Origin of the sequence: Pseudoduganella sp. SL102, assembly GCF_027856995.1 — a bacterium.
GTDB lineage: Bacteria > Pseudomonadota > Gammaproteobacteria > Burkholderiales > Burkholderiaceae_D > Rugamonas > Rugamonas albidiflava.
The window spans coordinates 7,186,647-7,213,247 of the sequence record NZ_CP115554.1; the positions used below are offsets into that span (position 1 = coordinate 7,186,647).

Annotated in this window: 24 protein-coding genes; 9 read left to right on the forward strand and 15 right to left on the reverse strand. The window is 65.4% G+C overall.

Translation table 11 applies throughout. The features are described from left to right. Nucleotides 1–80: 80 nt before the first annotated feature. The 4 genes from OU994_RS30515 to OU994_RS30530 all read right to left on the reverse strand — a co-directional run bounded on the left by OU994_RS30515 (nt 81) and on the right by OU994_RS30530 (nt 2,263). Nucleotides 81–404: a rhodanese-like domain-containing protein gene (locus OU994_RS30515; RefSeq protein ID WP_131143677.1), complete on the reverse strand. Its 324-nt coding sequence runs from the start codon at nt 402–404 to the stop codon at nt 81–83. A gap of 8 nt (nt 405–412) precedes the next feature. Next, on the reverse strand, nt 413–1,066 hold the full coding sequence (locus OU994_RS30520) for a protein-L-isoaspartate O-methyltransferase (protein ID WP_281608951.1): 654 nt from the start codon (nt 1,064–1,066) through the stop codon (nt 413–415). Between the two features lie 145 nt (nt 1,067–1,211). Further along, nucleotides 1,212–1,844, reverse strand: coding sequence for a TetR/AcrR family transcriptional regulator (locus OU994_RS30525; RefSeq protein WP_131143675.1), 633 nt, complete (start codon nt 1,842–1,844; stop codon nt 1,212–1,214). A 197-nt stretch (nt 1,845–2,041) separates the two neighbouring features. Beyond that, nucleotides 2,042–2,263 (reverse strand): hypothetical protein, encoded by a 222-nt coding sequence (locus tag OU994_RS30530; RefSeq protein ID WP_281608952.1) that lies wholly within the window; start codon nt 2,261–2,263, stop codon nt 2,042–2,044. 134 nt (nt 2,264–2,397) lie between these two features. Between OU994_RS30530 and OU994_RS30535 the strand changes: the two genes are divergently transcribed. Both OU994_RS30535 and OU994_RS30540 read left to right on the forward strand, forming a co-directional pair. Continuing rightward, on the forward strand, nt 2,398–3,618 hold the full coding sequence (locus OU994_RS30535; RefSeq protein WP_281608953.1) for a DUF445 domain-containing protein: 1,221 nt from the start codon (nt 2,398–2,400) through the stop codon (nt 3,616–3,618). 44 nt (nt 3,619–3,662) lie between these two features. Then, nucleotides 3,663–3,920: a YkgJ family cysteine cluster protein gene (locus OU994_RS30540; RefSeq protein WP_131143672.1), complete on the forward strand. Its 258-nt coding sequence runs from the start codon at nt 3,663–3,665 to the stop codon at nt 3,918–3,920. A 6-nt stretch (nt 3,921–3,926) separates the two neighbouring features. On the opposite strand, the gene OU994_RS30545 is transcribed toward OU994_RS30540, so the two are convergent. Genes OU994_RS30545 through OU994_RS30560 form a run of 4 tightly spaced genes read right to left on the reverse strand, consistent with a single transcriptional unit; the run spans nt 3,927 to nt 10,504 of the window. Next, nucleotides 3,927–4,970 (reverse strand): LacI family DNA-binding transcriptional regulator, encoded by a 1,044-nt coding sequence (locus OU994_RS30545; protein ID WP_281608954.1) that lies wholly within the window; start codon nt 4,968–4,970, stop codon nt 3,927–3,929. Next, entirely contained in the window at nt 4,970–6,298 is a 1,329-nt protein-coding gene (gene gudD, locus OU994_RS30550) for a glucarate dehydratase (RefSeq protein ID WP_307731772.1), read from the reverse strand. Before gudD ends, OU994_RS30545 begins: the two co-directional genes overlap by 1 nt. A gap of 8 nt (nt 6,299–6,306) precedes the next feature. After that, entirely contained in the window at nt 6,307–8,547 is a 2,241-nt protein-coding gene (gene bglX, locus OU994_RS30555; protein WP_281608956.1) for a beta-glucosidase BglX, read from the reverse strand. 13 nt (nt 8,548–8,560) lie between these two features. Beyond that, on the reverse strand, nt 8,561–10,504 hold the full coding sequence (locus OU994_RS30560) for a glycoside hydrolase family 2 protein (protein ID WP_281608957.1): 1,944 nt from the start codon (nt 10,502–10,504) through the stop codon (nt 8,561–8,563). A gap of 518 nt (nt 10,505–11,022) precedes the next feature. Between OU994_RS30560 and OU994_RS30565 the strand changes: the two genes are divergently transcribed. Then, nucleotides 11,023–12,174 carry a glycoside hydrolase family 105 protein gene (locus OU994_RS30565; RefSeq protein WP_281608958.1) on the forward strand — a complete coding sequence of 384 codons (1,152 nt, stop codon included), beginning with the start codon at nt 11,023–11,025 and terminating at the stop codon, nt 12,172–12,174. Nucleotides 12,175–12,301: 127 nt separating this feature from the next. Continuing rightward, nucleotides 12,302–14,668, forward strand: a complete 2,367-nt coding sequence (locus OU994_RS30570; protein ID WP_281608959.1) for a TonB-dependent receptor — start codon at nt 12,302–12,304, stop codon at nt 14,666–14,668. A gap of 15 nt (nt 14,669–14,683) precedes the next feature. Here OU994_RS30570 and OU994_RS30575 read toward each other — a convergent pair whose 3' ends face one another. After that, nucleotides 14,684–15,031 carry a hypothetical protein gene (locus OU994_RS30575; protein WP_281608960.1) on the reverse strand — a complete coding sequence of 116 codons (348 nt, stop codon included), beginning with the start codon at nt 15,029–15,031 and terminating at the stop codon, nt 14,684–14,686. A gap of 252 nt (nt 15,032–15,283) precedes the next feature. Between OU994_RS30575 and OU994_RS30580 the strand changes: the two genes are divergently transcribed. Next, nucleotides 15,284–16,117, forward strand: a complete 834-nt coding sequence (locus OU994_RS30580; protein WP_131143664.1) for an undecaprenyl-diphosphate phosphatase — start codon at nt 15,284–15,286, stop codon at nt 16,115–16,117. 124 nt (nt 16,118–16,241) lie between these two features. Continuing rightward, the gene (gene recQ, locus OU994_RS30585; protein WP_281608961.1) at nt 16,242–18,062 is read left to right on the forward strand and encodes a DNA helicase RecQ; all 1,821 of its coding nucleotides are present in this window, start codon (nt 16,242–16,244) and stop codon (nt 18,060–18,062) included. Between the two features lie 82 nt (nt 18,063–18,144). Here recQ and OU994_RS30590 read toward each other — a convergent pair whose 3' ends face one another. Then, complete coding sequence (locus tag OU994_RS30590; protein WP_373922515.1) at nt 18,145–19,101, reverse strand: helix-turn-helix domain-containing protein; 957 nt, start codon at nt 19,099–19,101, stop codon at nt 18,145–18,147. Between the two features lie 240 nt (nt 19,102–19,341). Here OU994_RS30590 and OU994_RS30595 point away from each other — a divergent pair, with 240 nt between their 5' ends. Continuing rightward, on the forward strand, nt 19,342–20,253 hold the full coding sequence (locus OU994_RS30595; RefSeq protein WP_281608962.1) for a DMT family transporter: 912 nt from the start codon (nt 19,342–19,344) through the stop codon (nt 20,251–20,253). Nucleotides 20,254–20,309: 56 nt separating this feature from the next. Here OU994_RS30595 and trmB read toward each other — a convergent pair whose 3' ends face one another. Continuing rightward, nucleotides 20,310–21,005 carry a tRNA (guanosine(46)-N7)-methyltransferase TrmB gene (trmB, locus tag OU994_RS30600; RefSeq protein WP_281611761.1) on the reverse strand — a complete coding sequence of 232 codons (696 nt, stop codon included), beginning with the start codon at nt 21,003–21,005 and terminating at the stop codon, nt 20,310–20,312. A 214-nt stretch (nt 21,006–21,219) separates the two neighbouring features. On the opposite strand from trmB, the gene OU994_RS30605 reads away from it, so the two are divergent. Further along, nucleotides 21,220–22,329: a GAF domain-containing sensor histidine kinase gene (locus OU994_RS30605; protein ID WP_281608963.1), complete on the forward strand. Its 1,110-nt coding sequence runs from the start codon at nt 21,220–21,222 to the stop codon at nt 22,327–22,329. Between the two features lie 30 nt (nt 22,330–22,359). Beyond that, entirely contained in the window at nt 22,360–22,863 is a 504-nt protein-coding gene (locus tag OU994_RS30610) for a hypothetical protein (RefSeq protein WP_281608964.1), read from the forward strand. Here the strand turns inward: OU994_RS30610 and OU994_RS30615 are convergent. The 4 genes from OU994_RS30615 to OU994_RS30630 form a co-directional block, all read right to left on the reverse strand. After that, on the reverse strand, nt 22,827–23,186 hold the full coding sequence (locus tag OU994_RS30615; RefSeq protein WP_281608965.1) for a hypothetical protein: 360 nt from the start codon (nt 23,184–23,186) through the stop codon (nt 22,827–22,829). The genes OU994_RS30610 and OU994_RS30615 overlap by 37 nt on opposite strands. A gap of 82 nt (nt 23,187–23,268) precedes the next feature. Beyond that, nucleotides 23,269–23,451, reverse strand: a complete 183-nt coding sequence (locus tag OU994_RS30620) for a DUF3606 domain-containing protein (protein ID WP_131143657.1) — start codon at nt 23,449–23,451, stop codon at nt 23,269–23,271. Between the two features lie 133 nt (nt 23,452–23,584). Beyond that, nucleotides 23,585–24,379 carry a DUF2971 domain-containing protein gene (locus tag OU994_RS30625; protein ID WP_281608966.1) on the reverse strand — a complete coding sequence of 265 codons (795 nt, stop codon included), beginning with the start codon at nt 24,377–24,379 and terminating at the stop codon, nt 23,585–23,587. Between the two features lie 130 nt (nt 24,380–24,509). Then, on the reverse strand, nt 24,510–26,528 hold the full coding sequence (locus tag OU994_RS30630) for a TonB-dependent receptor (protein ID WP_281608967.1): 2,019 nt from the start codon (nt 26,526–26,528) through the stop codon (nt 24,510–24,512). Nucleotides 26,529–26,601 lie beyond the last annotated feature (73 nt).

Below are 26,601 nucleotides of genomic sequence, written 5' to 3' on the forward strand. Positions count from 1 at the left end.
GTCGAGTAGCAAGTCGTCGAGTGGTCAAAAGTCTTTGTAAGTGGTCTTGTTGCTTTTCCCGGCCGCCGATCGGGCAATGCTCAATACTTCGGCATCGATTCATCCACCTGCAGTGCCCAGGCATGCACCCCGCCCGTCAGATTCGTCACCTTTGCGAAACCATGCCGCTCCAGGAACGCCGCCACCTGCAGGCTGCGTGCGCCGTGGTGGCAGATGCAGACGATCTCCGCCTCTTCGTCCAGGTCGTCGATGCGGGCCGGGATGGTCTGCATCGGCATCAGGGTGGCACCTTCGATATGGCAGGTGTCGAATTCCCAGTTCTCGCGCACGTCCAGCAGGAACGGGCGCGCGCGCTTGTCATCGGCCAGCCATGCGGCCAGTTCCGGAGCGGTGATCTGTTGCATCGCCAGCCTCAGAACGTGAAGTGCGATGGCGTGACGGCAGCCTGCAGCGGCTTCACGTCGGTTTCGAACAGCTTCTTCGTGTCGTAGCTGGAATCGCCGGTGCGGGTGATCAGGTGCGCGGACATGACGGGCGACTCGCCGATGATGGCCACGATGCGGCCTTCCGGCTTCACCTGCTGCAGCACCGTTTCCGGCAGCACCGGCAGCGCGCCGGCAAATATGATCACGTCGAACGGCGCGCCGTTGCTCCAGCCTTGAGCGCCATTGCCCAGTTCCACGGTCACGTTGGTGACGCCGTTGGCCGCCAGGTTCTTCTGCGCCAGGTCCTTCAGGCCCGGGTCGATTTCAACGGCGGTCACGTGGCGGGCGCGGTGCGCCAGCAGCGCGGCCAGGTAACCGGTACCGGCACCGACCAGCAGCACGTTCTCATGCTTCTTCACGTGCGCGTCCTGCGTGATGCGTGCCTCGATCTTCGGGGTCAGCATCGCGGAACCGCCCGGCAGCGGAATGGAGATGTCGGCAAAAGCCAGGTTCTTGTAGGCTTCCGGTACGAAATTCTCGCGTTTGACGACCATCAACAGATCGAGGATATCGGTGTCCAGCACGTCCCACGGACGAATCTGCTGTTCGATCATATTGAATCGGGCTTGTTCGATATTCATCTTTTAGACTTTGGTGAAGGAATAAGAATCCATCATTTTATCGTTGAACTGGTCTGGACGGGATATTAACGATAACGATGGTATAAGGCTGGAAATTGCGACAGTCTGCAGTTTGGCGGGGTTGAACGAGCGAAATCGTCAGCATTCACACAGGCCGTGCCATGCCGCGTTCGACCAGCCCAAGGTAGGCATCCATGAACGCTTCCTGGTCGACCGGACCGCAGAAGGGATCGAAACTGTGCGCCCACAGCATCAGCATCGTGACGGGCGCGGTCAGCACGCGCGTCATGACCTGCGCATCGACGGGCATGAATTCGCCCCGTTCCACGCCGCGCCGCACGATCGATTCGATCAGGGCATGGCCGCGTTCGACCACTTCCTCATTATAGAAACGGGCTATTTCAGGAAAGTTACCGGCTTCCGCGACCATCAGCTTGGCCAGCCCGGAGGCCCTGGTGGAGGCGACATCGGCCCACCAGCGCCGCAGCATGGTGCGCAGCAGCTCGGCGCACGAGGTGCTGTCGGCGGCGGCGAAGTCGCTCTCCGCCTTGCCGATCACGTCGACGATATTGTGGCGGACCACGGCCTTGAACAGCTCTTCCTTGTTTTCAAAGTAGAGATACAGCGTGCCTTTCGACACGCCGGCGCGGCGGGCCACGTCTTCCAGGCGGGTGGCGGCATAACCGCGGTCCACGAACAGGTCCAGCGCGGCGGCCAGCAGTTCCTGCGGCCGGGCGTCTTTGCGGCGCTCCCAGCGCGGTTTCGTGTCGGATTGCATATGAGGCGGAGAGTGACGGTTGCTGCGGATTGACTACGTGCTTCAGGTGTTGCCCAGGTAATGCCAGGGTGCCTTGAGCGATGCTTGCGCGGTGCTCTGCTGCTGTGCCCTGACTGCTGTGCCCGTACATTACTTACTTGCGGGTCAGTAAATGATAGACCTGCACTATAGCAACGTCAAGGAAACAAGGCCCTCCCTCACGGGCGATGCGTGACCCGGCTGCGCTCGGGGTTGGCGGAAAACTCGGCACCGCGGCGCACCGTTTCCAGCTGGCCGGACGGGAATGCCTGCTCATGCTCGCCATCGTCATCGTTCCAGCGGCAGCGGATAGCGTCGCCACGCACCGCGATGACGATCATTTGCTGGTGCCAGCCGATCGGCCGCACCACGTCGCCGGCTTTCGGTCGCTCTCGATCCATGTTCACCTCCCGTGCCCTCATGCTAATCCAGGTCGCCGCATCGTGACGTACCGAACGGTATTGCCGGGCCGCGCCGACGTATCATCGGGCAAATCTTTTGCCGGGAGAATCTGTTGCCGTCCAGGGATCCGCTCATGCGGCTGCGCCGCATCCGCCGCATCGCAACCTGCCTGCTGGCCGCCATGGCCGGCGTCTTCCTGGCCGCCCGGCTGTTCCAGCCCGAGTACCCGTGGCTGGGCTTCGTGGCCGCCTTTGCCGAGGCGGCGATGGTGGGCGGCCTGGCCGACTGGTTCGCCGTCACCGCGCTGTTCCGCCACCCGCTCGGCCTGCCGATTCCCCATACGGCGATCATCCCCCGCAACAAGGACCGGATCGGCGCCAGCATCGCCGAATTCCTCGAACATAACTTCATCACCCCGGAGGTGGTGCGCAACGAACTGAAGGATGTCGACCTGGCCGGTGTCTGCGCGCGCTGGCTGGCCATGGATGCCAACAACCGCGCGGTGGCCGAACGCATCGTCGGCACCATTCCCGCCGTGCTGAACATGGTCGAAGACCGCGACGCCGCCAGCTTCGTGGGCGGCACGCTGGCTTCGAGCCTGAAGGACGTGAAGCTGGCGCCGCTGGCCGGGCAGGTCCTGTCGGTGCTGGTGGCGAATGGCCAACACGTGCGGCTGCTGCAGAAAGTACTGGGACTCGTGGCCAGCGCGCTGGAAGAAAACCGCGGCTACATCCGGCAGAAGGTGCACGACCACAGCCCGAAATGGATGCCGAAGATGCTCGACGAGAAGTTCTACGAACGGCTGATGGACGGCATCCAGAGCATCCTCGACGACATGGCCAACGAACAGGGCGAATGGCACGGGCGCTTCCACGCGGCCGTCACCGAGCTGATCGCGAAGCTGGAGGAATCGCCCGAATACGAAGCCAGGCTGCGCTCCCTGCTGGCCCGGGGCCTGACGCATCCGCTGTTCCGGGAGTACGTGGCCAGCGTATGGGCCGACCTGCGCACCCGGCTGCTGGCCGCCAGCGAGTCGCCCGAGTCGCGCCTGCTGCTGCGCACGCAAAGCGCACTGCGCATCTTCAGCACCGCGCTGGCGCAGAACGAACCGGTGCGCACGAAACTGAACGACTGGCTGAAAAGCTTCGCCGCCGAGGCGATCGTCGAGCGGCGCAGCCTGATCGTGGCCGTGGTGCAGAAGGTGATCGACAAATGGGATGCCGAGACCATCTCGCAAAAACTGGAACTGCACGTGGGGAGCGATTTGCAGTTCATCCGCATCAACGGCACGCTGGTCGGCGGCGTGGTGGGCGTGCTGCTGTATTCGATTACGCTGCTGCTGGGCGGGCACTAGGCGGCGTACAATAGCCGGTTTTCCGATCTGTTCCCGCCGCTTCCATGAACTGCCGCGACCATTGCGGTGCCTGCTGCACCGCGCCATCCATCACCAGCCCGATTCCCGGCATGCCGAATGGCAAACCGGCCGGCGTCCGCTGCGTGCAGCTCGACGACGACAACCGCTGCCGCGTGTTCGGCAAGCCGGAGCGGCCGGCGTTTTGCGGTGGCTTGCAGCCATCCCTCGAGATGTGCGGTCCGGATCGCGAATACGCGATGGTGTGGCTGGCGGAGCTGGAGCGGGCGACCGCTCCAGCGTAGGACGCTTCACGTCGTCGCCCGCTCCACAATCGTAAACCCCACGTCGCACACCGGTTCGGCCACCACCTCCCCTTCGGCGCGCTGCATGATGTACTGCGCGGCGGTATGCCCGATCAGCGTGCCGTCGACCCGCACGGAGGTCAGCGCGGGGTGCAGTTCGCGCGACATGGCCAGGTCGCCCAAGCCGATGATGGCCAGCTGTTCCGGCACCCGGATACCCTGCGCCTGCGCTTCAGTCAGCACGCCCAGCGCCACCATGTCGGAACTGCAGAAGATCGCGTCCAGCGATAGATCCTTGGCGAGCAGCGCACGCAGGCCCTCGCGGCCGCTGGCGACGGAACTGGGCGCCGGCACCATGTGCGTGGGCACCACCTCCACGCCCAGCGCCTGCGCCGCGTTGGCGAAGGCGTTGTTGCGGCGGATCGCGCGTTCGTCGTTGGCGCTGATGCAGGCCATCTTGCGCCGGCCCCGCGCGTGCAGGAACTGCGCCACGGCGCTGCCCACCTTTTCATGGGAAAAGCCCACCAGCATGTCGACCGGCGTGGGCGTCAGGTCCCATGTCTCGATCACGGGAATGCCGCTGGCCACCAGCCGGCGCCGCGCCAGCGTGGAGTGCATGATCCCGGTGAGGATCACGCCATCCGGGCGGCGCCCGATGATGGTTTCCAGCAGCGCATCCTCGCGCGAGCCATGGTAGCCCGACTGGCCCAGCATCATCTGGTAGCCGTTGGCCGCCAGCGTTTCGGTCAGCGCCTGCACGGTTTCCAGGAACACGGAACCGGTAATGGTCGGCACCACGGCCGCCACCAGCCGCGAGCGGCGCGATGCCAGGCCGCCGGCCAGCAGGTTCGGCACGTAGCCGGTGCGTTCGACGGCATCCTTCACGCGCTGCAGGATTTCGTCCGACACCGCGTCCGGCGTGTTCAGCGCGCGCGATGCGGTGATGGGCGCCACGTTGGCCAGCCGCGCCACGTCGCGCAGCGTCAGCCCGAGGCCCTTGCGGCGGCGGCGCTTGCCGGCCGCGCTGTCTGCATCCTTGTCGTCGGCCATCAGCGCACCAGGCAAGGCCGTTTGCTGTCGAACTGCCAGCCGGGGATCAGGAACTGCATGGCCGCCGCGTCGTTGCGCGCGCCCAGGCCCATGCCCAGGTAGCGCTGGTGCGCCGCCTCCACTTCCACCATGTCCAGCTCCACGCCCAGGCCCGGCTGCTTCGGCACGTCGACCAGGCCGCCGGCGATTTGCAGCGGCTGTTTCGTCAGGCGCTGGCCATCCTGCCAGATCCAGTGCGTGTCGATCGCCGTGATATTGCCCGGCGCCGCCGCTGCCACGTGGGTGAACATCGCCAGCGACACATCGAAGTGGTTGTTCGAATGCGAGCCCCAGGTGAGGCCGAAGGCCTGGCACAGCTGCGCCACGCGCACGGAACCCTGCATCGTCCAGAAGTGCGGATCGGCCAGCGGGATCGTCACCGACTGCAGCGCGATCGCATGGCTCATCTCGCGCCAGTCGGTGGCGATCATGTTGGTGGCCGTCGGCAGGCCGGTGGCGCGGCGGAACTCGGCCATCACCTCGCGGCCGGAATAACCGTTCTCCGGGCCGCACGGGTCTTCCGCGTAGGCCAGCACGTCGCCCTTGTCGCGGCACAGCCGGATGGCATCCTTCAGCAGCCAGCCGCCGTTCGGATCGAGCGTGATGCGCGCTTCCGGGAAGCGTTCGGCCAGCGCCGTTACCGCTTCGATCTCCTCTTCGCCGCGCAGCACGCCGCCCTTCAGCTTGAAGTCGCGGAAGCCATAGCGCTCATAGGCCGCCTCGGCCAGCGCCACCACCGCTTCCGGCGTCAACGCTTCCTCGTGGCGCAGCCGGCTCCAGGCGTCCGGCGCATCCGGCTCGCTGGCATACGGCAAGTCGGTTTTATGCTTGTCGCCGATGTAGAACAGGTAGCCAAGCATCGGCACCTGGTCGCGCTGCCGGCCCTCGCCCAGCAGCGCCGCCACCGGCAGGCCGAGGAACTGGCCCAGCAGGTCGAGCATCGCGCATTCGATCGCCGTCACCGCATGGATCGCCACGCGCAGGTCGAAGGTCTGCACGCCGCGGCCACCGGCATCGCGGCTGGCGAATGCCGCGCGGGCCGCGTTCAGCACCGCGTTGTAGTCGCCCAGCGCGCGGCCGACGATCAGGCCTTGCGCATCTTCCAGCGTCTTGCGGATCGCTTCCCCGCCCGGCACTTCGCCGACGCCCTGCCGGCCCGAACTGTCGGTGAGGATGAGCAGGTTGCGGGTAAAGAACGGCGCATGGGCGCCGGAGAGGTTCAGCAGCATGCTGTCGCGCCCCGCCACGGGGATGACGCGGACGGAGGTGATGACGGGGGTATCGCTCATGATGTCTTTCATTGCAGGTGAAGAGTTGTTTCCAGCCGGATGTCGTCCGAGGCGCTGCCGACCATCAGCTTGAATTCGCCCGGTTCGGCGCCCCATTTCAGGTCACCGTTGAAGAATGACAGCGTGTCGCGGTCAATCGTGAAGGTGACGCGGCGCCGTTCGCCCGGTTGCAGGTGGACCTTGGTGAAGCCTTTCAGTTCCTTGACCGGGCGGACCACCGAAGCGACGGTGTCGCGGATGTACAGCTGCGCGATCTCGGTGCCGGCGACCTTGCCCTTGTTCTGCAGCTCGAACGACAGCGTGGCGGTCTGGCCCGGCCGCAGGATCGTGCGGTCCAGCTGCACGCCCGAGTAGCCGAATTCCGTGTAGCTCTTGCCGTGGCCGAACGCATAGCGCGGCGTGTTCGGCGAATCGATATAGGCCGAGCGGTAGACGATGTCCTTCTCGCTGGTCACCGGGCGGCCCGTGTTGTACTGCGCGTACGAGATCGGGATCTGGCCCAGGTTGCGCGGGAACGTGGCCGGCAGCTTGGCCGACGGGTTGTAGTCGCCGAACAGCACGTCGGCCACCGCGTTGCCGCCCTCGGAACCGGGGAACCATGCATACAGGATGGCATCGGCGTTGTCGGCGATCTCGTTGAAGATCATCGGCCGGCCGGCGAACAGCACGGCCACGACGGGCTTGCCGGTGGCCTTCAGCCGCCGGAACAATTCGGTTTGCTGGCCCGGCAAGCCGATATCGGTGCGCGACTTGGCCTCGCCGCTCATGTCCCAGGTTTCGCCGACGGCCAGCACGATCACGTCCGCCTTGGCGGCCGCGGCGACGGCGGCATCGAATCCTTCCGCCGTGGCGCAGCCCGGTGCGCACGCGGCGGCGTGGCTGATCTGCGCGCCCTGCGCGTGGTTGCGGATGCCGTCGAGGATGGAGACCACCTCGCCGCGCACGTCGGAGACCACCCAGCCGCCTTCCAGGTCGCGGCGCGAATCGGCCAGCGGTCCGATGACGGCGATGCTTTTCGCGTTCTTCGCCAGCGGCAGGATCGCATTGCCATTGATCTTGTCGTTCTTCAGCAGCACCAGCGACTTGCGCGCCACGTCGCGCGCGATGGCGCGGTGCCGGGGATCGGCCAGCACCGCCTGCTCGCGCTGCGCGTCGGAGAAGCGGTAGGGATCGTCGAACAGTCCCATCTCGAACTTCTTGCGCAGGATGCGGCGCACGGCGTCATCGACATGCTTCTGCGCCACCTTGCCATCCTTGACGGCCTGTGCCAGGTGGGCGATGTAGGCTTCCCCTTCCATGTCCATGTCGCTGCCGGCGTTGATCGCCTTCACGGCCGCGTCGGGCAAGTCCTTCGCATAGCCGTGCAGGACCATTTCCTTCACGGAGGCCCAGTCGGACACCACGAACCCCTTGTACTTCCAGGCCCCTTTCAGGATGTCGCGCTGCAGGAATGCGCTGCCGGTGGCGGGCACGCCGTTCAGCGTATTGAACGAGTTCATGAAGGTGGCGACACCCGCGTCGACGGATGCCTTGAACGGCGGCAGGTAGACTTCGTACAGCTGCTGCAGGCTCATGTCCACCGCGTTGTAGTCGCGGCCCGCCACGGCGGCGCCGTACGCGGCGAAGTGCTTGGCGGTGGCCATCACTCGGTCGGTGGCGCCCAGCTTCGGGCCCTGGAAGCCGCGCACGCGGGCGGCGGCGATCTTCGAGCCCAGGTAAGTGTCCTCGCCGGCGCCTTCCATCACACGGCCCCAGCGCGGATCGCGGCCGATGTCCACCATCGGCGCGAAGGTCCAGTGGATGCCGGCCGATGCCGCCTCGCGGGCCGCCACCTGCGCCGATTGTTCGATGGCTTCCAGGTCCCACGACGCCGCTTCGCCGATCGGTACCGGGAACACGGTCTTGTAGCCGTGGATGACGTCCAGGCCGAACAGCAGGGGAATCTTCAGCCGCGATTGCAGCGCCAGCGCCTGCGCTTCGCGGGTATCTTTCGCGCCCTTGATGTTGAGCATCGAGCCGACATTGCCGGCGCGGATTTCCGTGTTCTGGCTGGCGCGCTTGGCCGCCTCCGGCCCGGTGGCCTCGGCACCGGACAGCTGGTGCAGCTGGCCGACCTTTTCCTGCAGGGTCATCTGCTTGAGCAGCGCATCGACCTTGCGGTCGATCGCATCCTGGGCCAGCGCGGGTGCCGCCAGGGGAATGGATGCGGCAATCAGCGCCGCGGCCAGTGCAACGGGTCGTAACGTCATCGACGGTCTCCTGTCAGTTTTGTTGGTTTTGCTGGTTTTGCTTGTTTTGTTGGTATTGCTGCTGCTTCTTGTCGTAGTACGCCTTCAGTGTGTGGAACGCCTGCTTGCGCTTGCCCGTCTGCGAGATCAGGCCCTTGCGGTTCCAGAAGTCCTGGAAATACGGGTGCGGGCGGCGCGGCGAGCGGAAGTCCACCAGCACCCACGGCGTCATGCCGCGCAGGCCGGGGATCGCCTCGAGCATCCTGAACTGGTTCTTGTACAGCTGGTCCTGGTATTCCTCGCTCCAGCGGGTATCGGCATCGCCATGGAAACCGCCCAGCGCATCGGCGCCGAATTCGGTGATCATCACCGGCTTGTCGTACGGGATGTTGAAGTGGAAGTCCAGCATGTCCTTGTTGCTGGCCCAGTACCAGCCGGCATATTCGTTGAAGCTGGCCAGGTCGAGCTTGTCGGCGAGCGGGTCTTCCACCGTCACTTCATTGCCCTTGCGGTGCACTTCCAGCGCGGCGCCGACCAGGCGCGTGTCGTCCAGCGCGCGCACCGTGTCGGCCAGCTTGAACATGAATGCGTTGCGCGGTTCGCTGACCGGCGTCTCGTTCCCGATCGACCAGACCACGACACTGGCGCGGTTCTTGTCGCGCACGACCAGCTCCGTCAACTGCTGTTGGGCGTTCTGCAAGGTGGCCGGGTTTTGCCACGAGATCGTCCAGTAGACGGGCACCTCGGCCCACACCATCAGGCCCATCTCGTCGGCCAGCCGTATCATTTCCTCGCTGTGCGGGTAATGCGCCAGGCGCACGTAGTTGCAGTTCATGTCCTTGGCCCACTGCAGCAGCATGCGCATGTCGCCGCTGCCGCGCAGGCGGCCGGGAATCAGCGGGCTTTCATCGTGGAGGGAGACGCCGCGCCAGAACGTCGATTTGCCGTTCAACAGGATGTCACGGCCCCGGGTCTCGATGGTGCGGAAACCGATGCGGTCGCTGACCTTGTCGCCGCCGGCGGCGATCGTCATGCCGTACAGCTTGGGATCTTCCGGCGACCAGTAGCGCAATGCCTTCACCGGAATGCGGATCGTTGCGCGGCCGTTGGCATCGGTGCGTACCTTCGCCGACAGGTTCGCTTCAGGAATGGTGACGGTGACTTCCTGCTCCTTCCGCGCGCCATCGAGCTGCACGTAGCCCTCGATGCGGCGCGCATCGCCCTTCGCCAGCTGCACCTTGTAGTCGGCGATGTAGGTGGCCGGCACTTCGGCCAGCAGCACGTCGCGCGTGATGCCGCCATAGTTCCACCAGTCGGTGGAAACGGTGGGGATCTCGTCCTGGTGGCGCTTGTTATCGGCCTTGACGACCACCGTGTTCGAGCCGGCGGCGAGCTTGCCGGTGACGTCGAACTGGAATGGCGTGAAGCCGCCCTTGTGGCTGCCCAGCTTTTTCCCGTTCAGGTAGACGTGCGCCTCGTAGTTGACGGCGCCGAAGTAGAGGAAGTAGCGCTTGCCGTCCTTCGGCGCGGCATCGAACTTTTGCCGCATCCATACGGTGCCTTCGTAGAACTCCAGCCTGGCATCCTGCGAGTTCCAGTCGCCGGGAATGGCCAGCGTGGGCGAGCCGTCGAAGCTGTATTCGACGATGTCGCCCTTGTCCTTCGGCTGGCGGTCGTCGTAGTAGCCGCCGCTGCCCTTCTCCGACTCGTCGTACGGTTTGCGGCGGTAATCGTAGTACCCCGTTTCATACGGATCGACGATGTAGTGCCAGCGGCCATCCAGGTTCTGGTGGGTGCGGCCGTAAATGTTTTGTAACGTCTGATTCTGTAGCGGCTGGTTCTGCAACGGCTGGTTCTGTGACGCCTGATTTTGTGGTGCCTGGTCCTGCGGTGTCTCGTGTTGCGGCGACGGGGCGGCGAACGCCCCCGCATGCCATGCCAGCACTGCAACGACGACAGCGGAAAATCGGTTCAGCATCGTGTCTCCATGTAATTGTATAGTCGATTCGCCTATGACCGCTGGTACCGCTACCAACTCTAAAATATAAGCCCGGCGGTCGAGGATGTCAAAATAAAAAAACTGCGCATGGCCGGATCGTCCCGGCCGTGCACTGGTGCCCGGGCAGGAGAGCGCAACAATGCCTCTTCCATCCAGGGTTCCGTGCCTGTAGATGAGAGCGCCAGCGCGATGGCGGATGCCGATGGCGCCAGTGCGTCGTCGATTTTTCAGTGCATCCCTGCCTCCTTCCGTTTCACTCACGGGATGTCGCCACGTGGCGGAAACCGTTTAACACTCGCGCGCGTCACCGTACCGCCAGCCAAGCCACTTGCCTGATTCCGCAAAGCCAATGCCGGATTAAACGTTTTCCCCAAAACGCAACAAATCATCCGCGCAAGATGGATTCGCGTTGTGGCTGGTAGCGGTTTCAATTATTCTAATCCGAAAATTGGAAAGCTTTCCAAGCACGTTCCACAAAACCCACAGGAGACCGCACAATGACGCGACACTTCATCCGGACCGCTACCGCCCTCACCTTCGCCATCGCGCTGCTGCATGCGCCCACCGCGACGGCGGCAGGACAATCCCCATCGGCAGCGCCGCCCCAGGCCGCCCCGCTATCGGCAGCCATTACCCCACAAGCAGTGCTGGCCGCCATGGAGCGCGTGGCCGACTGGCAGCTGGCCAACCCGAGCCGCCACCGTCCCGACGACTGGACCCAGGCCGTCGGCTACACGGGTTTCATGGCGCTGGCCGGCGTGTCGAACGACACCCGCTACCGCGACGCGATGGTGCGCATGGGCGAAAAGAATGGCTGGAAGCTGGGCCCCAACCACTATCACGCGGACGATCACGTGGTAGGCCAGACATACGCCGAACTGTCGATCGCGCTGCGCGATCCGAAGATGATCGCGCCGATGCGTGCGCATTTCGACGACATCCTGGCCAACCCTCGCACCGGTTCCCTGGAATTCACGGTGAAAGGCAACCAGGACCGCTGGTCCTGGTGCGATGCGCTGTTCATGGCCCCGCCGGCATGGCTGCGGCTGTGGTCCATCACCGGCGACAAGCGCTATGTCGATTTCGCCGTGCGCGAATGGTGGGTCACGTCCGACTACCTGTACGACAAGGACGAGCACCTGTACTACCGCGACAGCAACGCGTTCGCGGCGCGCGAAGCCAACGGCAAGAAGGTGTTCTGGGGCCGCGGCAACGGCTGGGTGATGGGAGGCCTGGTGCGGATGCTGCAATACATCCCGGCTGCCCACCCGGCACGCGCGAAGTTCGAGCAGCAGTACCGCGAGATGGCGGCGCGCATCGCCGGGTTGCAGCAAGCCGATGGCCTGTGGCGTTCCAGCCTGCTCGATCCGGCCAGCTATCCGATGAAGGAGTCTTCCGGCTCGGCGCTCTACACCTATGCGCTTGCGTGGGGCGTGAACGCCGGGCTGCTCGACCGCGCCACCTATGAGCCGGCGGTGCGCAAGGCATGGACCGCGCTGGTCGGCAACGTCAACCCGGATGGCCGGCTCACGCACGTGCAGCCGATCGGCCTTGCGCCGAAGGTGTTCGACGAGCAGGCCACCGAAGTCTACGGGGTGGGTGCGTTTCTGCTGGCCGGCAGCGAGGTATACCGGCTCGCCAGGCGATAACCCCGCATGACTGGCACTTAGATCAACTCATTACGCGGGCCTGCCGGTCCGCCGCTGCACAGCCAGGCCTGTCCGCATTCGCCGGACCGGGGCCAGGCCCCCTCACACCCAAAACAAGGAGACAACCATGCTGTGGAAAGAACAACGCACCCCGCTCGCGCTGGCGGCGGCACTGCTGGCGGCTGGCGCCGCCCATGCGCAGGAAGGCGATGGCGGCAAGCTGGAATCGGTCGTCGTCACCGCCAACAAGCGGGTGCAGAACCTGCAGGACGTGCCGGCATCGATCACAGTGCTGGGCGACGCCGTGCTGCAGCGTTCCAATGTGCGCGAGCTGGACGACCTGCCGTCGCTGTCGCCGGCGCTGACACTGTCGTACGGCACGCAGCCGGGCAATTTCAGCATCAACATGCGCGGCGTGGGCACGTTTTCACTGGGGATCGGCGTGGAGGCCGATGTCGCCGTGATCGTCGACGACATCCCGCTCGGCATGCAGGCCAATGCGTTCAAGGACCTGGCCGACGTGCACCGCATCGAGGTGCTGAAAGGCCCGCAAAGCACGCTGTTCGGCAAGAGCTCGATCGCCGGCGCCCTGAACATCACCACCAGGCCGATCGGCGGGCCGGTGAAGACCAGCGCCACGCTGCTGGCCACCAACGACCATGAATGGCGCGCCGGTGTCAGCGTTTCGGGCGCCGTGTCCGACACGTTCCGCATGCGCATCGCCGCCAGCAAGACCGACTACGACGGCACGCTGGACAACCTGACGACCGGCGGGCGGCTCAATGGCAGCAAGGGCGACAACCTGAACGCGAAGTTCGAATGGCAGCCGCTCGACAACCTGACGTTCACGCTGTCGCCGCGCTACAACCGCACCGAGAAGTTCTGCTGCACCACGGCCTTCACGTCGATGACGCCCGGTGGCCTCTACCGCAACGCGCCGCAGCTGCCGCAATCGGTCGTGCTGCGCGACATCCACATCGCGCCGGGCAACCGCGGCGTGCGCAACGACTATCCCACCGGCGGCAAGTTCCGCGACTGGGGCGTGGGCTTCAAGGTCGACTATGGCCTGGCCGCCGGCCACACGCTCAGTTCCATCAGCTCGTACGGCAAGTACCACATGGACGACTACCAGGACAACGACGCCACCGACATCGACATCCTGCAATACCTCACCCTGCAGGATGGCTCGCCGACGGGAATGCACGGCGGCTTGTACCAGTATGGCCAGTTCAACGTGAAGTCGACCACGCAGGAGTTTCGCCTGACGTCGCCGGACAAGGGTACCGTGCGCTACGTGGTCGGCCTCTGGTACGGCAAGAATGACCTGAACCGCGAGCTGGCGAAGGCGCCGCTGATCTTCAACTACGGCACCAACTACGGCGCGGATGCGTGGAACGTGAACAAGGCGGTCTACGGCCAGGGCACGTGGGACCTGCGCCCCGACACGAGCCTGATCGTGGGCGCCCGCTGGAACGACGAGGATACCGGCTACAACTACCGCCGCTACACGGTACCGCCGCAGGCGTTCGCGCTGACCGAGTTCTACACGAAGTCGGACAGCAACAGCAGCAAGACATGGAAGCTCGGCCTGGAACACCGGCTGACGCGCGACGCGATGGTGTATGGCACGGTATCGACGGGCCACAAGGGCGTGGCGTACGACCTCACGTCCGGCTTCACCGCGGCGCTGGCGGCCAAGCCGGCGGTGCCGCCCGAAACGGCGCGCAGCTATGAGCTGGGCTGGAAGCAGAGCCTGTGGGACAACCGGGCGATGTTCTCGATGGCGCTGTTCCGCACCGAGTTCCGCAACTTCCAGCAATCGGCCGGGTTCTTCGACTACGACGGCATTTTCCGCACCGCGCTGAACAGCCTGGGTGGGCTGCGCACCCAGGGGCTGGAGGTGGAAGGTTCGGTCCGGGCGACGCCGCGGCTGCAGCTGAACGGCAGCTTCGCGTACACGGAAGCGACGATCACGGAATTTCGCAACGGCCCGTGCTACAACGTGCTGAACGCGGCCGGCACCGCTGCCACGCCGGGGCCCGGCTGCTTCCAGAGCCCCGAGTTCAACAACACCAATGTGCAGGACCTGGCGGGCAAGACCTTGCCCAACGCGCCGAAAGTAAAGCTGAACCTCGGTGGCCAGTACGACGTGCCGCTGGCGTCGCTGCCGTTCAATGCCTTCATTTCAGGCACCACGCGATTCCAGAGCCGCACGCAGTATTCGCTGAACCAGGATCCGATGACGATCCAGGGTGCCTACGCCATCAGCAACCTGTCGGTCGGGGCAACGGACAAGCGGGGCCGCTGGAAGGCCAGCCTGTTCGTCAACAACCTGTTCGACAAGCGCTATGCCGCGGGGCTGAACAACAGCATCGCCAACGGCACGTGGAGCCCGAAGGCGCCGAACGCGCCGCGCGCGGTGAATACGACGGAATGGCTGCCGCCGCGCGACTGGCACCGGTATTTCGGTGTGCGGGCGAACATGACGTTCTGACGGATCGGTGCCGCCTCACCGGGCGGTCGCCGGCATGCGGGCCGCAGCCGGCAACCCGCCGCGGCCGTCCCATGCCAGCCAGCAGTACGAAATCAGCTGGATCGCCACCAGCGTACCGAGCGGCACGGCCAGCAGCGCCGGGAACGCCAGCACGAGCGTCAGTACGCGCGCCCAATTCTTCGCCTTCGCTGCGCCCCACCCCATCACCGCATGCGGGACGGCCAGCGCGCCCACGCATGCCGGCAAGTGCCAGCCGATTTCCACGCCGAGCAACGGCCCGGCAACCAGCAGCGCACCGCCCGACAGCGCGTAGCAGCCGGCGAAGATGAAGTGGGCGCGGGCGGCCCGGGTATGGTTTCTCATCGTTACCTCCTGGAAGATGAAACGCCATCTTTATCCAAAAGGCAATTTTGTTTATTGATTCATAACATCAGCGCGATGTCCTGGATCGCTGCACTGGTCCATGTTTTCCGGATCGGTATCCCGGCCATGGCAGACCGGACGGCCGCGCTGCGGATGTTGTCGAGGTCGCAACGTGGTAAGCTTCGGCGCGCGCTTTCCGCCTCGTTCCGTACACGTCTCACATCATCACCTCCCTCTACCTTACCCACATCCATGGACATCGTTCTCGCATTGAAGGCCCTGATCATGGGGCTGGTCGAAGGTTTTACCGAATTTTTGCCCATTTCCTCCACTGGCCACCTGATCCTGACGGCGAGCCTGCTGGACTTCACCGGCGAGAAGGTCAAGGTCTTTGAAATCGCGATCCAGGGTGGGGCGATGCTTTCCGTGATCTGGGAATACCGTGTCCGCATCGGCAGCGTCCTGGCCGGCCTGGCGTCCGAGCCGAAAGCACGGCGCTTCATGATGAACGTGCTCATCGGCTTCTTCCCGGCCGCCCTGCTGGGCCTGTTCTTCAGCCGCCTGATCAAGGAAAACCTGTTCGCGCCCGTGCCGGTGGCTGCCGCCTTCATCGTCGGCGGCTTCGTGATCCTGTGGGTGGAGCGCCGCGCGCGCAACAACCCGGTCTCGGTACGGATCCACTCGGTCGACGACATGACGATGGCCGATGCGCTGAAGGTGGGCTGTGCCCAGGCATTCGCGCTGATCCCCGGTACCAGCCGTTCGGGCGCCACCATCATCGGCGGCATGATGCTGGGCCTGTCGCGCAAGGCGGCCACCGAATTCTCGTTCTTCCTGGCCATTCCCACGCTGCTCGGCGCGACCTTCTATTCGCTGTACAAGGAACGCGAACTGCTGTCGGCGGCCGACCTGCCGCTGTTCGGCGTCGGTTCGGTTGCCGCCTTCATTTCCGCCTTCCTGTGCGTCCGGTGGCTGCTGCGTTATATCAGCACGCATGACTTCACCATCTTTGCGTGGTACCGTATAGTGTTCGGCATCGTGGTTCTCGCCACTGCCTACACCGGTACTGTTGCCTGGGTCGACTAAGGTTCCTGACCTGACTGTCGGCCGACCTAAGCGTCGGCTGACCTAAGCGTCGGCTAACCTGAGCGTCGGCTAACCCTGGCGGCAACCCCGGGCCGGACTTCACCCCGGGTTTAAAAGCTTATCAATGGATCAACTGGACATCTCCCAACGCGCCCTTCACCTGCTCGAAACCGTCTTCGGGTATTCGGCCTTCCGCGGCCAGCAGGCAGAAATCGTCGAACAAGTCGCCAACGGCGGCGATGCGCTGGTGCTGATGCCGACCGGCGGCGGCAAGTCGCTGTGCTACCAGATTCCCGCCCTGCTGCGCGATGGCGTGGGCGTGGTGATCTCGCCGCTGATCGCGCTGATGCAGGACCAGGTGGACGCGCTGGCCGAAGTGGGCGTGCGCGCCGCCTTCCTCAATTCCACGCAAACCTGGGAAGAAACCGCGCGGATCGAACGCATGGTGCGCACCGGCCAGCTCGACCTGGTGTACGTGGCGCCCGAGCGGCTGATGACGCAGCGCTGCTTCGACCTGCTGCAGGATTCCAAGATCGCGCTGTTCGCGATCGACGAGGCGCATTGCGTGTCCCAATGGGGCCACGATTTCCGGCCCGAGTACATCAAGCTGTCGGTCTTGCACGAGCAATTCCCCGGCGTGCCGCGCATCGCCCTCACGGCCACGGCGGACCAGCAGACCCGCGCCGAGATCGCGCATCGGCTCGATCTCACCAACGCCGCACAATTCGTCTCGTCGTTCGACCGTCCGAACATCCGCTATTCGATTGTCGAAAAGACCAATGGCCGCAAGCAGCTGCTGGACTTCATCGGCGGCGAGCACAAGGGCGATTCGGGCATCGTCTACTGCCTGTCGCGCAAGAAGGTCGAGGAAACGGCCGAGATGCTGAACGAGAACGGCATCCGCGCGCTGGCCTACCACGCCGGCATGGATCACACGAAGCGCGCGGCCAACCAGGCCCGCTTCCTGCGCGAGGAAAACATCGTGATGGTGGCGACGATCGCCTTCGGCATGGGCATCGACAAGCCGGACGTACGCTTCGTGGCCCACCTCGACCTGCCGAAGAGCATCGAGGGTTATTACCAGGAGACCGGCCGCGCCGGCCGCGACGGCATGCCGGCCAGCGCCTGGATGGCCTACGGCCTGCAGGACGTGGTGCTGCAGCGCCGGATGATCGACGAATCCGAGGCGGACGAGGATTTCAAGCGCGTGCTGGGCTCGAAACTCGATGCGATGCTGGGGCTGTGCGAGACGCTGTCGTGCCGGCGCGTGCGGCTGCTCGATTATTTCGGCGAAGCTTCCACGCCGTGCGGCAATTGCGACACCTGCCTGTTCCCGCCCGTGTCGTTCGACGGCACGGTGCCGGTGCAGAAGCTGCTGTCGACGATCTACCGCGTCGACCAGCGCTTTGCCGCCACCCACGTGATCGAGGTACTGCGCGGCCAGGAAACGGAGCGCATCAAGACCTGGCGGCACGACCAGCTTTCCGTGTTCGGCATCGGCGCCGACCGCAGCGAGCAGGAATGGCGCGCCATCCTGCGGCAGGTGATCGCGCTGGGCCTGGTCTCCGTCGACCACGACCAGTACATGTCGCTGAAACTGACCGATGCGGCCCGCCCCGTGCTGAAGGGCGGCCAGAAAGTGCAGCTGCGGCAGTACGCGAAACCGGTGAAGGTGAAACGCGGGTCCACGCCGAAGGGTTACGTGGAAATGGATCTCGATTCGTCGGAACAGGCGATCTTCGAGCGCCTGCGCACCTGGCGGATGGGCGCCGCGCGCGAGCACAACGTGCCGGCCTACGTCATCTTCGTCGATGCCACGCTGCGCGAAATCGCCAAGGCCAAGCCCACTTCGCTGGACGACCTGCGCGGCGTGTCCGGCGTGGGCGAGAAGAAGCTTGCCTCGTACGGCGAGGACATCGTTCGCCTGATTCGCGACCTGGCCTGATTCAGCCCTGACGCAGCCCGTGATTCAACCCCTGATTCAACCCCTGATTCAGCTCCTGGTTCAGGCCTGATTCAGGCCTGAATCAACCCCTCAGCGCGGCGCGCCACTGGCCCGGCGGCACTCCCGTCGCCGCCCGGAAGCGGTGGCTGAAGTGGGACAGGTCCGCATAGCCGCACGCATCGGCCACCTGCTGCAACGGCAGCGCTCCCGTCTTCAACAACGCTTTCGCGCGATCGATGCGCCGCGCCGCGATCCATGCCGACGGCGGCATGCCGAACGACATGCGGAACATGCGCGCCAGGTGGAACTCCGACAGGCAGGCCAGTTCCGCCAGGCGGCCCAGCGTGACCGGCTCGTGCAGGTGCGCCTCGATCCAGTCCGCCAGCCGGCGCCGCAGGTAGGGTGCCAGTCCCCCTTTCAGGCGCAGGTCGGGTCGCAGCGCCGCCTGGTCGCGCAGCAGCTGCGACAGCGCCTCGTGCGTGATCTCGTTGGCACGCAGCAGCTGGTCGGTGCCGAGCCACGGCGCATCGAGCAGCGACTGGCACAGGTGCGCCAGCGCCGGGTTGTCGAAATAGGTGCGGTCCTGCAGCATCAGCTCGCGCGGCTCGCGGTCCAGCTCCAGCACGGCCCGGCGCGTGAACTGGTCGGGCATGAAGTAGATGTGCATCAGCCGCAGCGAATCGCGCACCATCCAGCCCGACTCGTGCCAGTCCGGCAGCGAGCACAGGCGGCCCGGCGCCCCGAACTGCCCGGGCGCCCCATGACGCTCGACACGGTAGCCCCCGCCCAGGTAGCACGACAGCGTGTGATGGCCGGGCTGGCTGTACGCGGTGAGCTGCTCGTCCGTGTGGCGCTCCCACACCGCCGCCGCCAGGCCATCGCCCAGCCATGCGAAGCGCTCCAGCCGGGCATCGGTGCCGCTCATCGTGCGGAACACCGCGTGCCCCATCGCATCGCGCGGCGCCGCTTCGAGCGCCGCCCGCGCCGCGGGCGCCAGGCGCTCGTCGGGGATCGGGTGGTGGAGGATGCCGGTGTTCATGGCGAAAAGTCTAGCATCCCCGCCCTCCTCCCGCCGCCTCCGCCCCTGAAATGCGCAAGACCAGACAAGCGGCCACGCATTCCACCCCGCAATATTTCCAGAAACCGGGGTCAGACCCCGATTTTTGGCAACTTTTGACAACTCAGTTTTGGTTGTTTCACAACACCGGGGACAGTCCCCAGGTTTTTACACCGGGGACAGTCCCCAGGTTTTTTACAACAGCTTGCGATCGGGAATGAAATGAATGCTCTTCTTTATGTGACCACGGTGCTGATCTGGGGCACCACATGGATCGCGATCAAGCTGCAGCTGGGCGACGTGCCCGCGCCGGTGTCGATCGCGTGGCGGTTCTGGCTGGCGGCGGCGGTGCTGTTGCTGATACTGGTGGTGACGAAGAAACCGGTATGGCCGCCGCGCCGCGCATGGCGCTACCTGGTGGCGCAGGGCACGGCCCTGTTCTGCTGCAATTTCCTGTGCTTTTACTATGCCAGCGCGCACGTGCCGAGCGGACTGGTGGCCGTGGTGTTTTCCACCGCGCCGGTATGGAATGCGATCAACGGCCGGCTGTTCCTGGGGCGGCCGATCCGGGGCATGGTGATGGGCGGCGCGGCGTTGGGCCTGGCCGGCATCGGCCTGCTGTTCCTGCCGCAGATGGCCGGCCACTGGAACGACGGCAACATGCTGGCCGGCCTGGCGCTGGCCCTGCTGGGCACGCTGTGCTTTTCGGCGGGCAACCTGCTGTCGTCGCGGATGCAGGCGCTGGGCCTGACGCCATGGCTGACCAACACGTGGGCCATGTTCATCGGCGCCGCCATCCTCACGCTCGGCGCGCTGGCGCTCGGCATGCCGTTCCGCTTCGAGCCGACCACGCAGTACGTGGGCTCGCTGCTGTACCTGGCGATCCCCGGCTCCGTGATCGGCTTCACGGCCTACCTGCTGCTGGTGGGAAGGATGGGCCCGGACCGCGCCGCGTACTGCACGGTCCTGTTCCCCGTGGTGGCGCTGACGGTGTCGTCGGTCTACGAGGATTACCGCTGGAGCGCCGCCGCCTTTGCCGGGCTGGCACTGGTCATCGCCGGCAACCTGCTGGCCTTCCTGCCGGCCAAAACGAAAACGCCGGCCGCCGTGGGCACGGCGCCGGCGCGTTCATGAGGCAAGGCGGGCTTGCCTGATGCGGGCTTGCTTGATGCGGCTTGCCTGATACGGGCTTACCCGATACAGGCTTGCTTCTTCGTGAACACCAGGTCCCACACACCATGGCCCAGCTTCAGGCCGCGGTTTTCGAACTTGGTCAGCGGGCGGTAGGCCGGCTGCGGCGCGTAGCCCTCGGCCGTGTTCTGCAGCCCTTCCTCGGCGGACAGCACCTCGAGCATCTGCACCGCGTAATCTTCCCAGTCGGTGGCCAGGTGCAGGTAGCCGCCCGGCTGCAGCCGGTCGACCAGGAGCTTCACGAACGGTCCCTGGATCAGGCGCCGCTTGTTGTGGCGCGCCTTATGCCACGGGTCCGGGAAGAACACGTGCACGCCGGCCAGCGTGCCGGCCGGGATCATGTTGTTCAGTACCTCGACCGCATCGTGCTGGATCACGCGCAGGTTGGTGAGCCCTTCCTCGCCGATGAGTTTCAGCAGGCTGCCCACGCCCGGCGTATGCACTTCCACGCCGATGAAATCCTTCTCCGGCATGTGCCTGGCGATATGCGCGGTGGTCTGGCCCATGCCGAAACCGATTTCCAGCACGACCGGCGCGGTGCGCCCGAATGCCGCCGCCGTATCGAGCGGCGCCTTGGCATACTCGATCATGAAGCGCGGCCCCAGGTCGTTCAGCGCACGCTCCTGCGCGGTGGACAGGCGGCCGGCGCGGGTGACGAAGCTCTTGATGCGGCGTTCGGTCGGGTCGTACAGCATGGACCGCGCGGGGCCCTTCGGTGGGGTTTCGGAAGACATGGAACTTTGCTGAAAAAAAGGGCGATTATAGCAGCAGCCTCCGTGCCGGACGCCCCCCGCGGTCTGCTACACTTTTCCCTTGAACACTTTTCTGGAACGGAACATGACGCAAGCATGGCCGCCTCCGGTACAGGCAGTCCAGGCACTGCCGTGTGTACCGGATATTCTCTCCGTCATGGCCGAAATGACAGGCCTGCGCTTCGTCTGCGTCGCGCACGTGACGCCAGCCAGCTGGACCACCTGCGCGGTACTCGACCTGCTCGGCTTCGGCCTGCAGCCGGGCGATCCGCTCGACGTCACCACCACGCTGTGCGACAGCGTGCGCAAGGCCGATGCCGTCATCGTGATCGACCATGTCAGCAAGGACGAGCTGTTCCGCGACCACCCCTGCCCGCGCCAGTATGGCTTCGAAAGCTATATTTCGATCCCCATCTACGACACCGCCGGCGCCTTCTTCGGCACGCTGTGCGGCCTCGATCCAAAGCCGCTGGTGCTGTCCGAATCGAAGACGGTGAAATCGCTGGAACTGTTCGCCCAGCTGATCTCGAAGCAGCTCGAAGCGGAACGCCGCCACGCCGAGCGCATTTCCGAACTGACCGATGAAAAGGCCACCGCCCTGCTGCGCGAAGGGTTCATCGCGGTGCTGGGGCACGATATCCGCACGCCGCTGTCCTCGATCCTCCACGGCGCGCAGATCCTGCAGCAGCGCGGCGGCGACAGCACCACGCTGACGGTGGCCCGCACGATCCAGCGCAGCGGCCAGCGCATCGGCCGCATGATCGACGACGTGCTCGATTTCGTCCGTGGCCGGCTGGGCGGCGGCATCGCGCTGGAGCTGGAGCCGGTGACCGACCTGGCCGAGGCGCTGGCGCAGACCGTCGTCGAGTGCCAGAGCGAATATCCGCAGCGCGCCATCGTCACCGATATCGCCATCCCGGGCACCGTATGGTGCAACCGCGACCGCATGACGCAACTGCTGTCGAACCTGTTGTCGAACGCGCTGCGCTATGGCGAGCCCGGCACGCCGGTGCGCGTCGACGCGCGCGTGGAAGACGGCACCTTCCGGCTGACCGTGGCCAATGAGGGCGAGACGATCGCGCCGGACAAGCTGGGCAAGCTGTTCCAGCCCTACTGGCGCGACGACGACGGCCAGCCGCGGCGCGGCCTCGGCCTGGGCCTGTACATCGCCTCCGAGATCGCCCATGCCCACGGCGGCAAGCTGCACGTGGTCTCGCGCGACCGCCGCACCGCATTCACCTGTTCGGCGCCGGCCGGGCTGCGATAATAGCGGCCCCGCCAATTTCCGGACCGATCCGTGCAACAAGCCCTTCTCATCGCAATCATCCTCGTGGCGCTGCTCGCGCTGTATTTCCTCGTGAAGGGCCGGCCGAAGGCGGCGCCATGGCAGGGGCATCCCACCGGCGGTTCGTACACGCCGGTGCCGGACGGCGAACCGGTGCGGCACTGGTCGGACGGCGGCCGCTTCGAGCTGGAAGTGGTGGGCGAATCGCGCTACCGCGACACGATCCGGGCACTGGCCGGCGAACATGGCGAAGCAAACGCCGATGCACGCCACCCGGCGCTGCTGCTGCCGGATGACGCCAATCCCTACGAGGACAAGGCCGTTGCGGTGTTCGTGTCCGGCAGCATGGTGGGCTACCTGGCGCCGAAGGATGCGCTGACGTTCCGCCAGATGCTGGCGCGCCACGAGATCGACGGCAAGCCCACGTCCACCGACGCCGCGGTGCGCGGCGGCGGCACGTGGGAAGGCAAGCGCCTCGCTTACTCGGTGTGGCTGGATGTATCGCTGAACGGCTGAGCGGCCGGTACAGGTGATACAGGTGATACAGGTGATATAGGTGATATGGGCGGTACGGGCGGCACGGGTGCATCGTGCCGGTGACTGGCGATGTGCTCTTCGAGCCGCCCGCCGTCGATCAGTTCACGCGCCAGTGCGCGCGCCTCGATCTCGGCCGCATGCTCGCGCTTGAACAGCGCCGGCGTTTCAATCACGATGGGCGGCTCGAACGTGCGGCCCGTGTAGCGGTGCGCCTTGACATGAATGCAGCCGCGATAGCGTCCGGATTCTTCCGCCACCTCGACGCTGTAGACGTAACCCTTCACCCAGATATCTTCGGTCATGCTACTTCAACAATATGAAAGGGCGGATGCTAGCACGCGCGACCAGGGCCGCGCGCACGCTTGCTGACAGTAATTGCGGCGCTCAGGCAGGCTTGCCCAGGTGCTCGCGCACGGCCTTGACGCTGGTCCCGGCATCCTTCACCGCCTGGCGCAATTCATCCGCGGACAAGCCCAGTTCCTTCGTCCAGTAACGCAGTTCCCACTCTTCGTTGACGTTGATGCGGCTGCGATCCTGCGGGCCGCGCTCTTGCAGATTGTCCGACATGATGTTCTCCTTCGATGCATGAAATGAAGCAGGGAAATGACGCACGACATGCTGAAGCACGGCATGCGTCGTTCATGAAAGGATCGCGCGCGGTGCATTACCGGTCGGTTAGCTGACGCACCTTGCGGCAAGTTCAGTTCTCGCAGTTCCAGTGGTCCAGCGGGCGGATATGCAGGCGGAACTCCTGCTGGTCCGGATAGGCGCGCAGCAGTTCCAGCGGAGCACGGCGGCAGCTGGCCCATTCGCGCACCCGCTCTTCCGCCTCCTTCGACGCGTTCGCGCCCAGCACGATGCCCGTCAGCGCTTCCGGCTCGAACTCCACCGGCCCGGGCCCCTCGTAGCGCACCGCGCGCCATTCGCCTTCATACAGCCAGTGCCGGCTCTTCATCAGGAAAGTCTTGGCGGCCATGTCCTCGTCGCGATCGCGAAATGGATTAATCAGCTCACGGCGCTGCTCGTAGCCGATCGGGCGCGCATCGCGCAGGAAGGCGGCGCGCGCATCGAAGCGCAGGCAGATGCCCTTGTGGCAATCGGCATAGTGCGACCACATCAGGATATGGTCGCGCTCGGAGGAGAGGCACAGCACGCCGACTTCCTCGGCCAGGATGCGCGAATGCAGTTGCTGGATCCTTTGCTGCCCCTGCGGCGTGCGCAGGTCGGTGGCGGGATCGGCCAGGATCTTTTCCAGCTCTTCCTCGCAAGCCCGTTCCGTCAGCTGCGGCATCTGCTTGCTGCACATGCGGCGGTAATACGCCTTCATCTCGTCGAACGGCGCATCGAAGGTGAACGCAGGCCGCGAATCGAAGGGATCGTTGAATGTGCATGGCGGCGCGAAGTAGATCGTGTTGTCGCACACGATCTGCCGCGTGAACTCGATATCGCATTCGCTGGCGAATGGCCGGTATTTGTACAGGTACTCCGGGTGCACGGTCCTTCCTCCCGCTGTGATGCCGCATGCCGAAATCTTAGCGAAACGGGCGGGACGGAGCGCACGGCCCCGCGGCTGGCGTGCTGTAACGAACCCTAAGCCAGCGCGGTTAACCGAAAATCAGGCGCGATCAGAACTTGGCACGCACGCCGAACACGATGCCGCGGCCGGCCAGCGGCGCGATATCCTTCAGCACCGATGTCGACACGCGGATCTCGTCGTTCAGCAGGTTCTTCGCCAGCAGGAAATACGTGAGGTCCAGGGCGCCGGCTTTCTGTGTATAGGACAAGTTGGCGTTCAGCTGGTTGTAGCTGTCCGTAGGCGTGCCTTCGAACGACGCTAGCCGGTCCTGCCCGCGCGCGTGCACCAGCGACAGGCCGGCGCGCAGCGCATCCATCTTGTAGCCGACCGATGCGCCGATGCGGTCGGCCGGCTGCAGCGGCAGGCTGCCGGCGGCATCGAGCTTGCCGCGCGACGTGTCGGCAAACACGCGCCCCGACCAGCCGGCGCCATGCTCGTTGACCGTCAGCTCGGCCTCGGCGCCTCGGATCGTGGCATTGCCCTGCTCGAAGATCCGTTCGCGCAGGTCGCTGCCCGGGTTGCCCTCTTCATCCACCAGCACGCCGGTCACGTTCCCGTAGATGAAATCGTCGACCTTGTTGCGGTACAGGTTGGCCTTCCAGCGCACCAGGCCAGCCGTCTTCTGTACCGACAGCTCGACGTTGCGCGACACTTCCTTCCGGAAGTCGGGATTGCCGATGTCGAACGTCACGGTCGCGTCGTGCGGGCCATGCGAATACAGCTCCTCGGTGGCCGGCGCGCGCTGCGCATACGAGTACGTGACGCCGGCGGCATAGCCCGGCATGAACGGCCACTGCGCACCCACCGAGCCGGACTTCAGGCCGAACGAGCGGTCCAGCCCCGTGACGGGCTGGCGCTTCACGTGCTCGAGCCGCGCCCCGGCGGACAGGCGCACCGGCCCCAGGTCTTTTTCCTCGACGAGGAAGCCGGCCTGCGACGTGGACCGCGTGACAGGTACCGTATCCGGCCCGCCCTCCGCCGACAGGGCGGAGAAATGCGTGTTCTCGGTCTGCAGGCCGAAGGTGCCCCGCCAGCCGCCCACCGGCAGGTGCGACAGTTCCGCCCGGGTTTCCGTCGAGCGGTTGTCGAAGATCACTTCGGGCGCATCGTCCTCGCCCAGTTCCGCGTGTTCATAGCTTGTATGGCCTGCCTTGAATTTCAGGTTCTCGAACCCCGCGAACGGCGCCTTCACCACGCCTTCGATGTCGTAGCGCGTCTGCTCCTGGTCGATGCGCGACCCCTCGGCGCTGGGGATGCCGTACAAGTTCGTCAGGTGCGACACCGAAGCGCCGGCATAGCCCCAGTCATCGACATACGAACCGCCGAGGCCCACGTTGCGCTCCCGCGTAAAGGAGTTGGCGAGGCGGCCGGAACCCGAGTCCGGGTCGCCAATCGAACGCGTGCCGGGGATCTTGTAGTCATCGGCGTTGCGCCAGTTGCCGTCGGCATGCAGCGCGAACTTGCCCACCGAACCGTCGATCGTGCCGGACGCGTTCTTGCCCGTATCGACGGTGCTGTAGCGCGCCTCGGCCTGCCCGGTCAGTTTCGGTTCCAGCGTGGTGGGAATGCGTTCGTTGACGACGTTGACCAGCCCGCCAATGGCGCCGGACCCGTACAGCAGCGCGGCCGGCCCGCGCAGGATCTCGATCTGGCGCGCCACGGCGCCTTCGGCCGCCACCGCGTGATCGTTGGACAGGCCCGACACGTCCGACACGGCCATGCCGTTCTCCAGCATCTTCACGCGCGGGCCTTCCATGCCGCGGATGATCGGGCGCGATGCGCCGGCGCCCAACGCCGAAGCGGAGACGCCCAGCTCCTGCGACAGCGTTTCGCCCAGCGAACTGCCGGCCTTGTCGCGCAGTTCGTCGCCCTGCAGCACCTTGGCCGGGGTGAGGATCTGGTCGCCCTCCGTGCTGCGGAATGGATTGGCGGTGACGACTACCTGCTGGACCTGGCCGGTGCCCTGCGGATCGGCGCCCTGCGGTTCGGCGCTGCTGGTATCGGCGTGCGCGGTGGAAGAGATGGCGGCCAGGATGGCACTGGCCAGCAGCGTTTTTTGGGTGTTCATGATGCGTACCTCGGATATCGGGAATGACGAGCCGCCGCCGCGCACATGGAGTACGCGGCGGCGAAAATTGCTA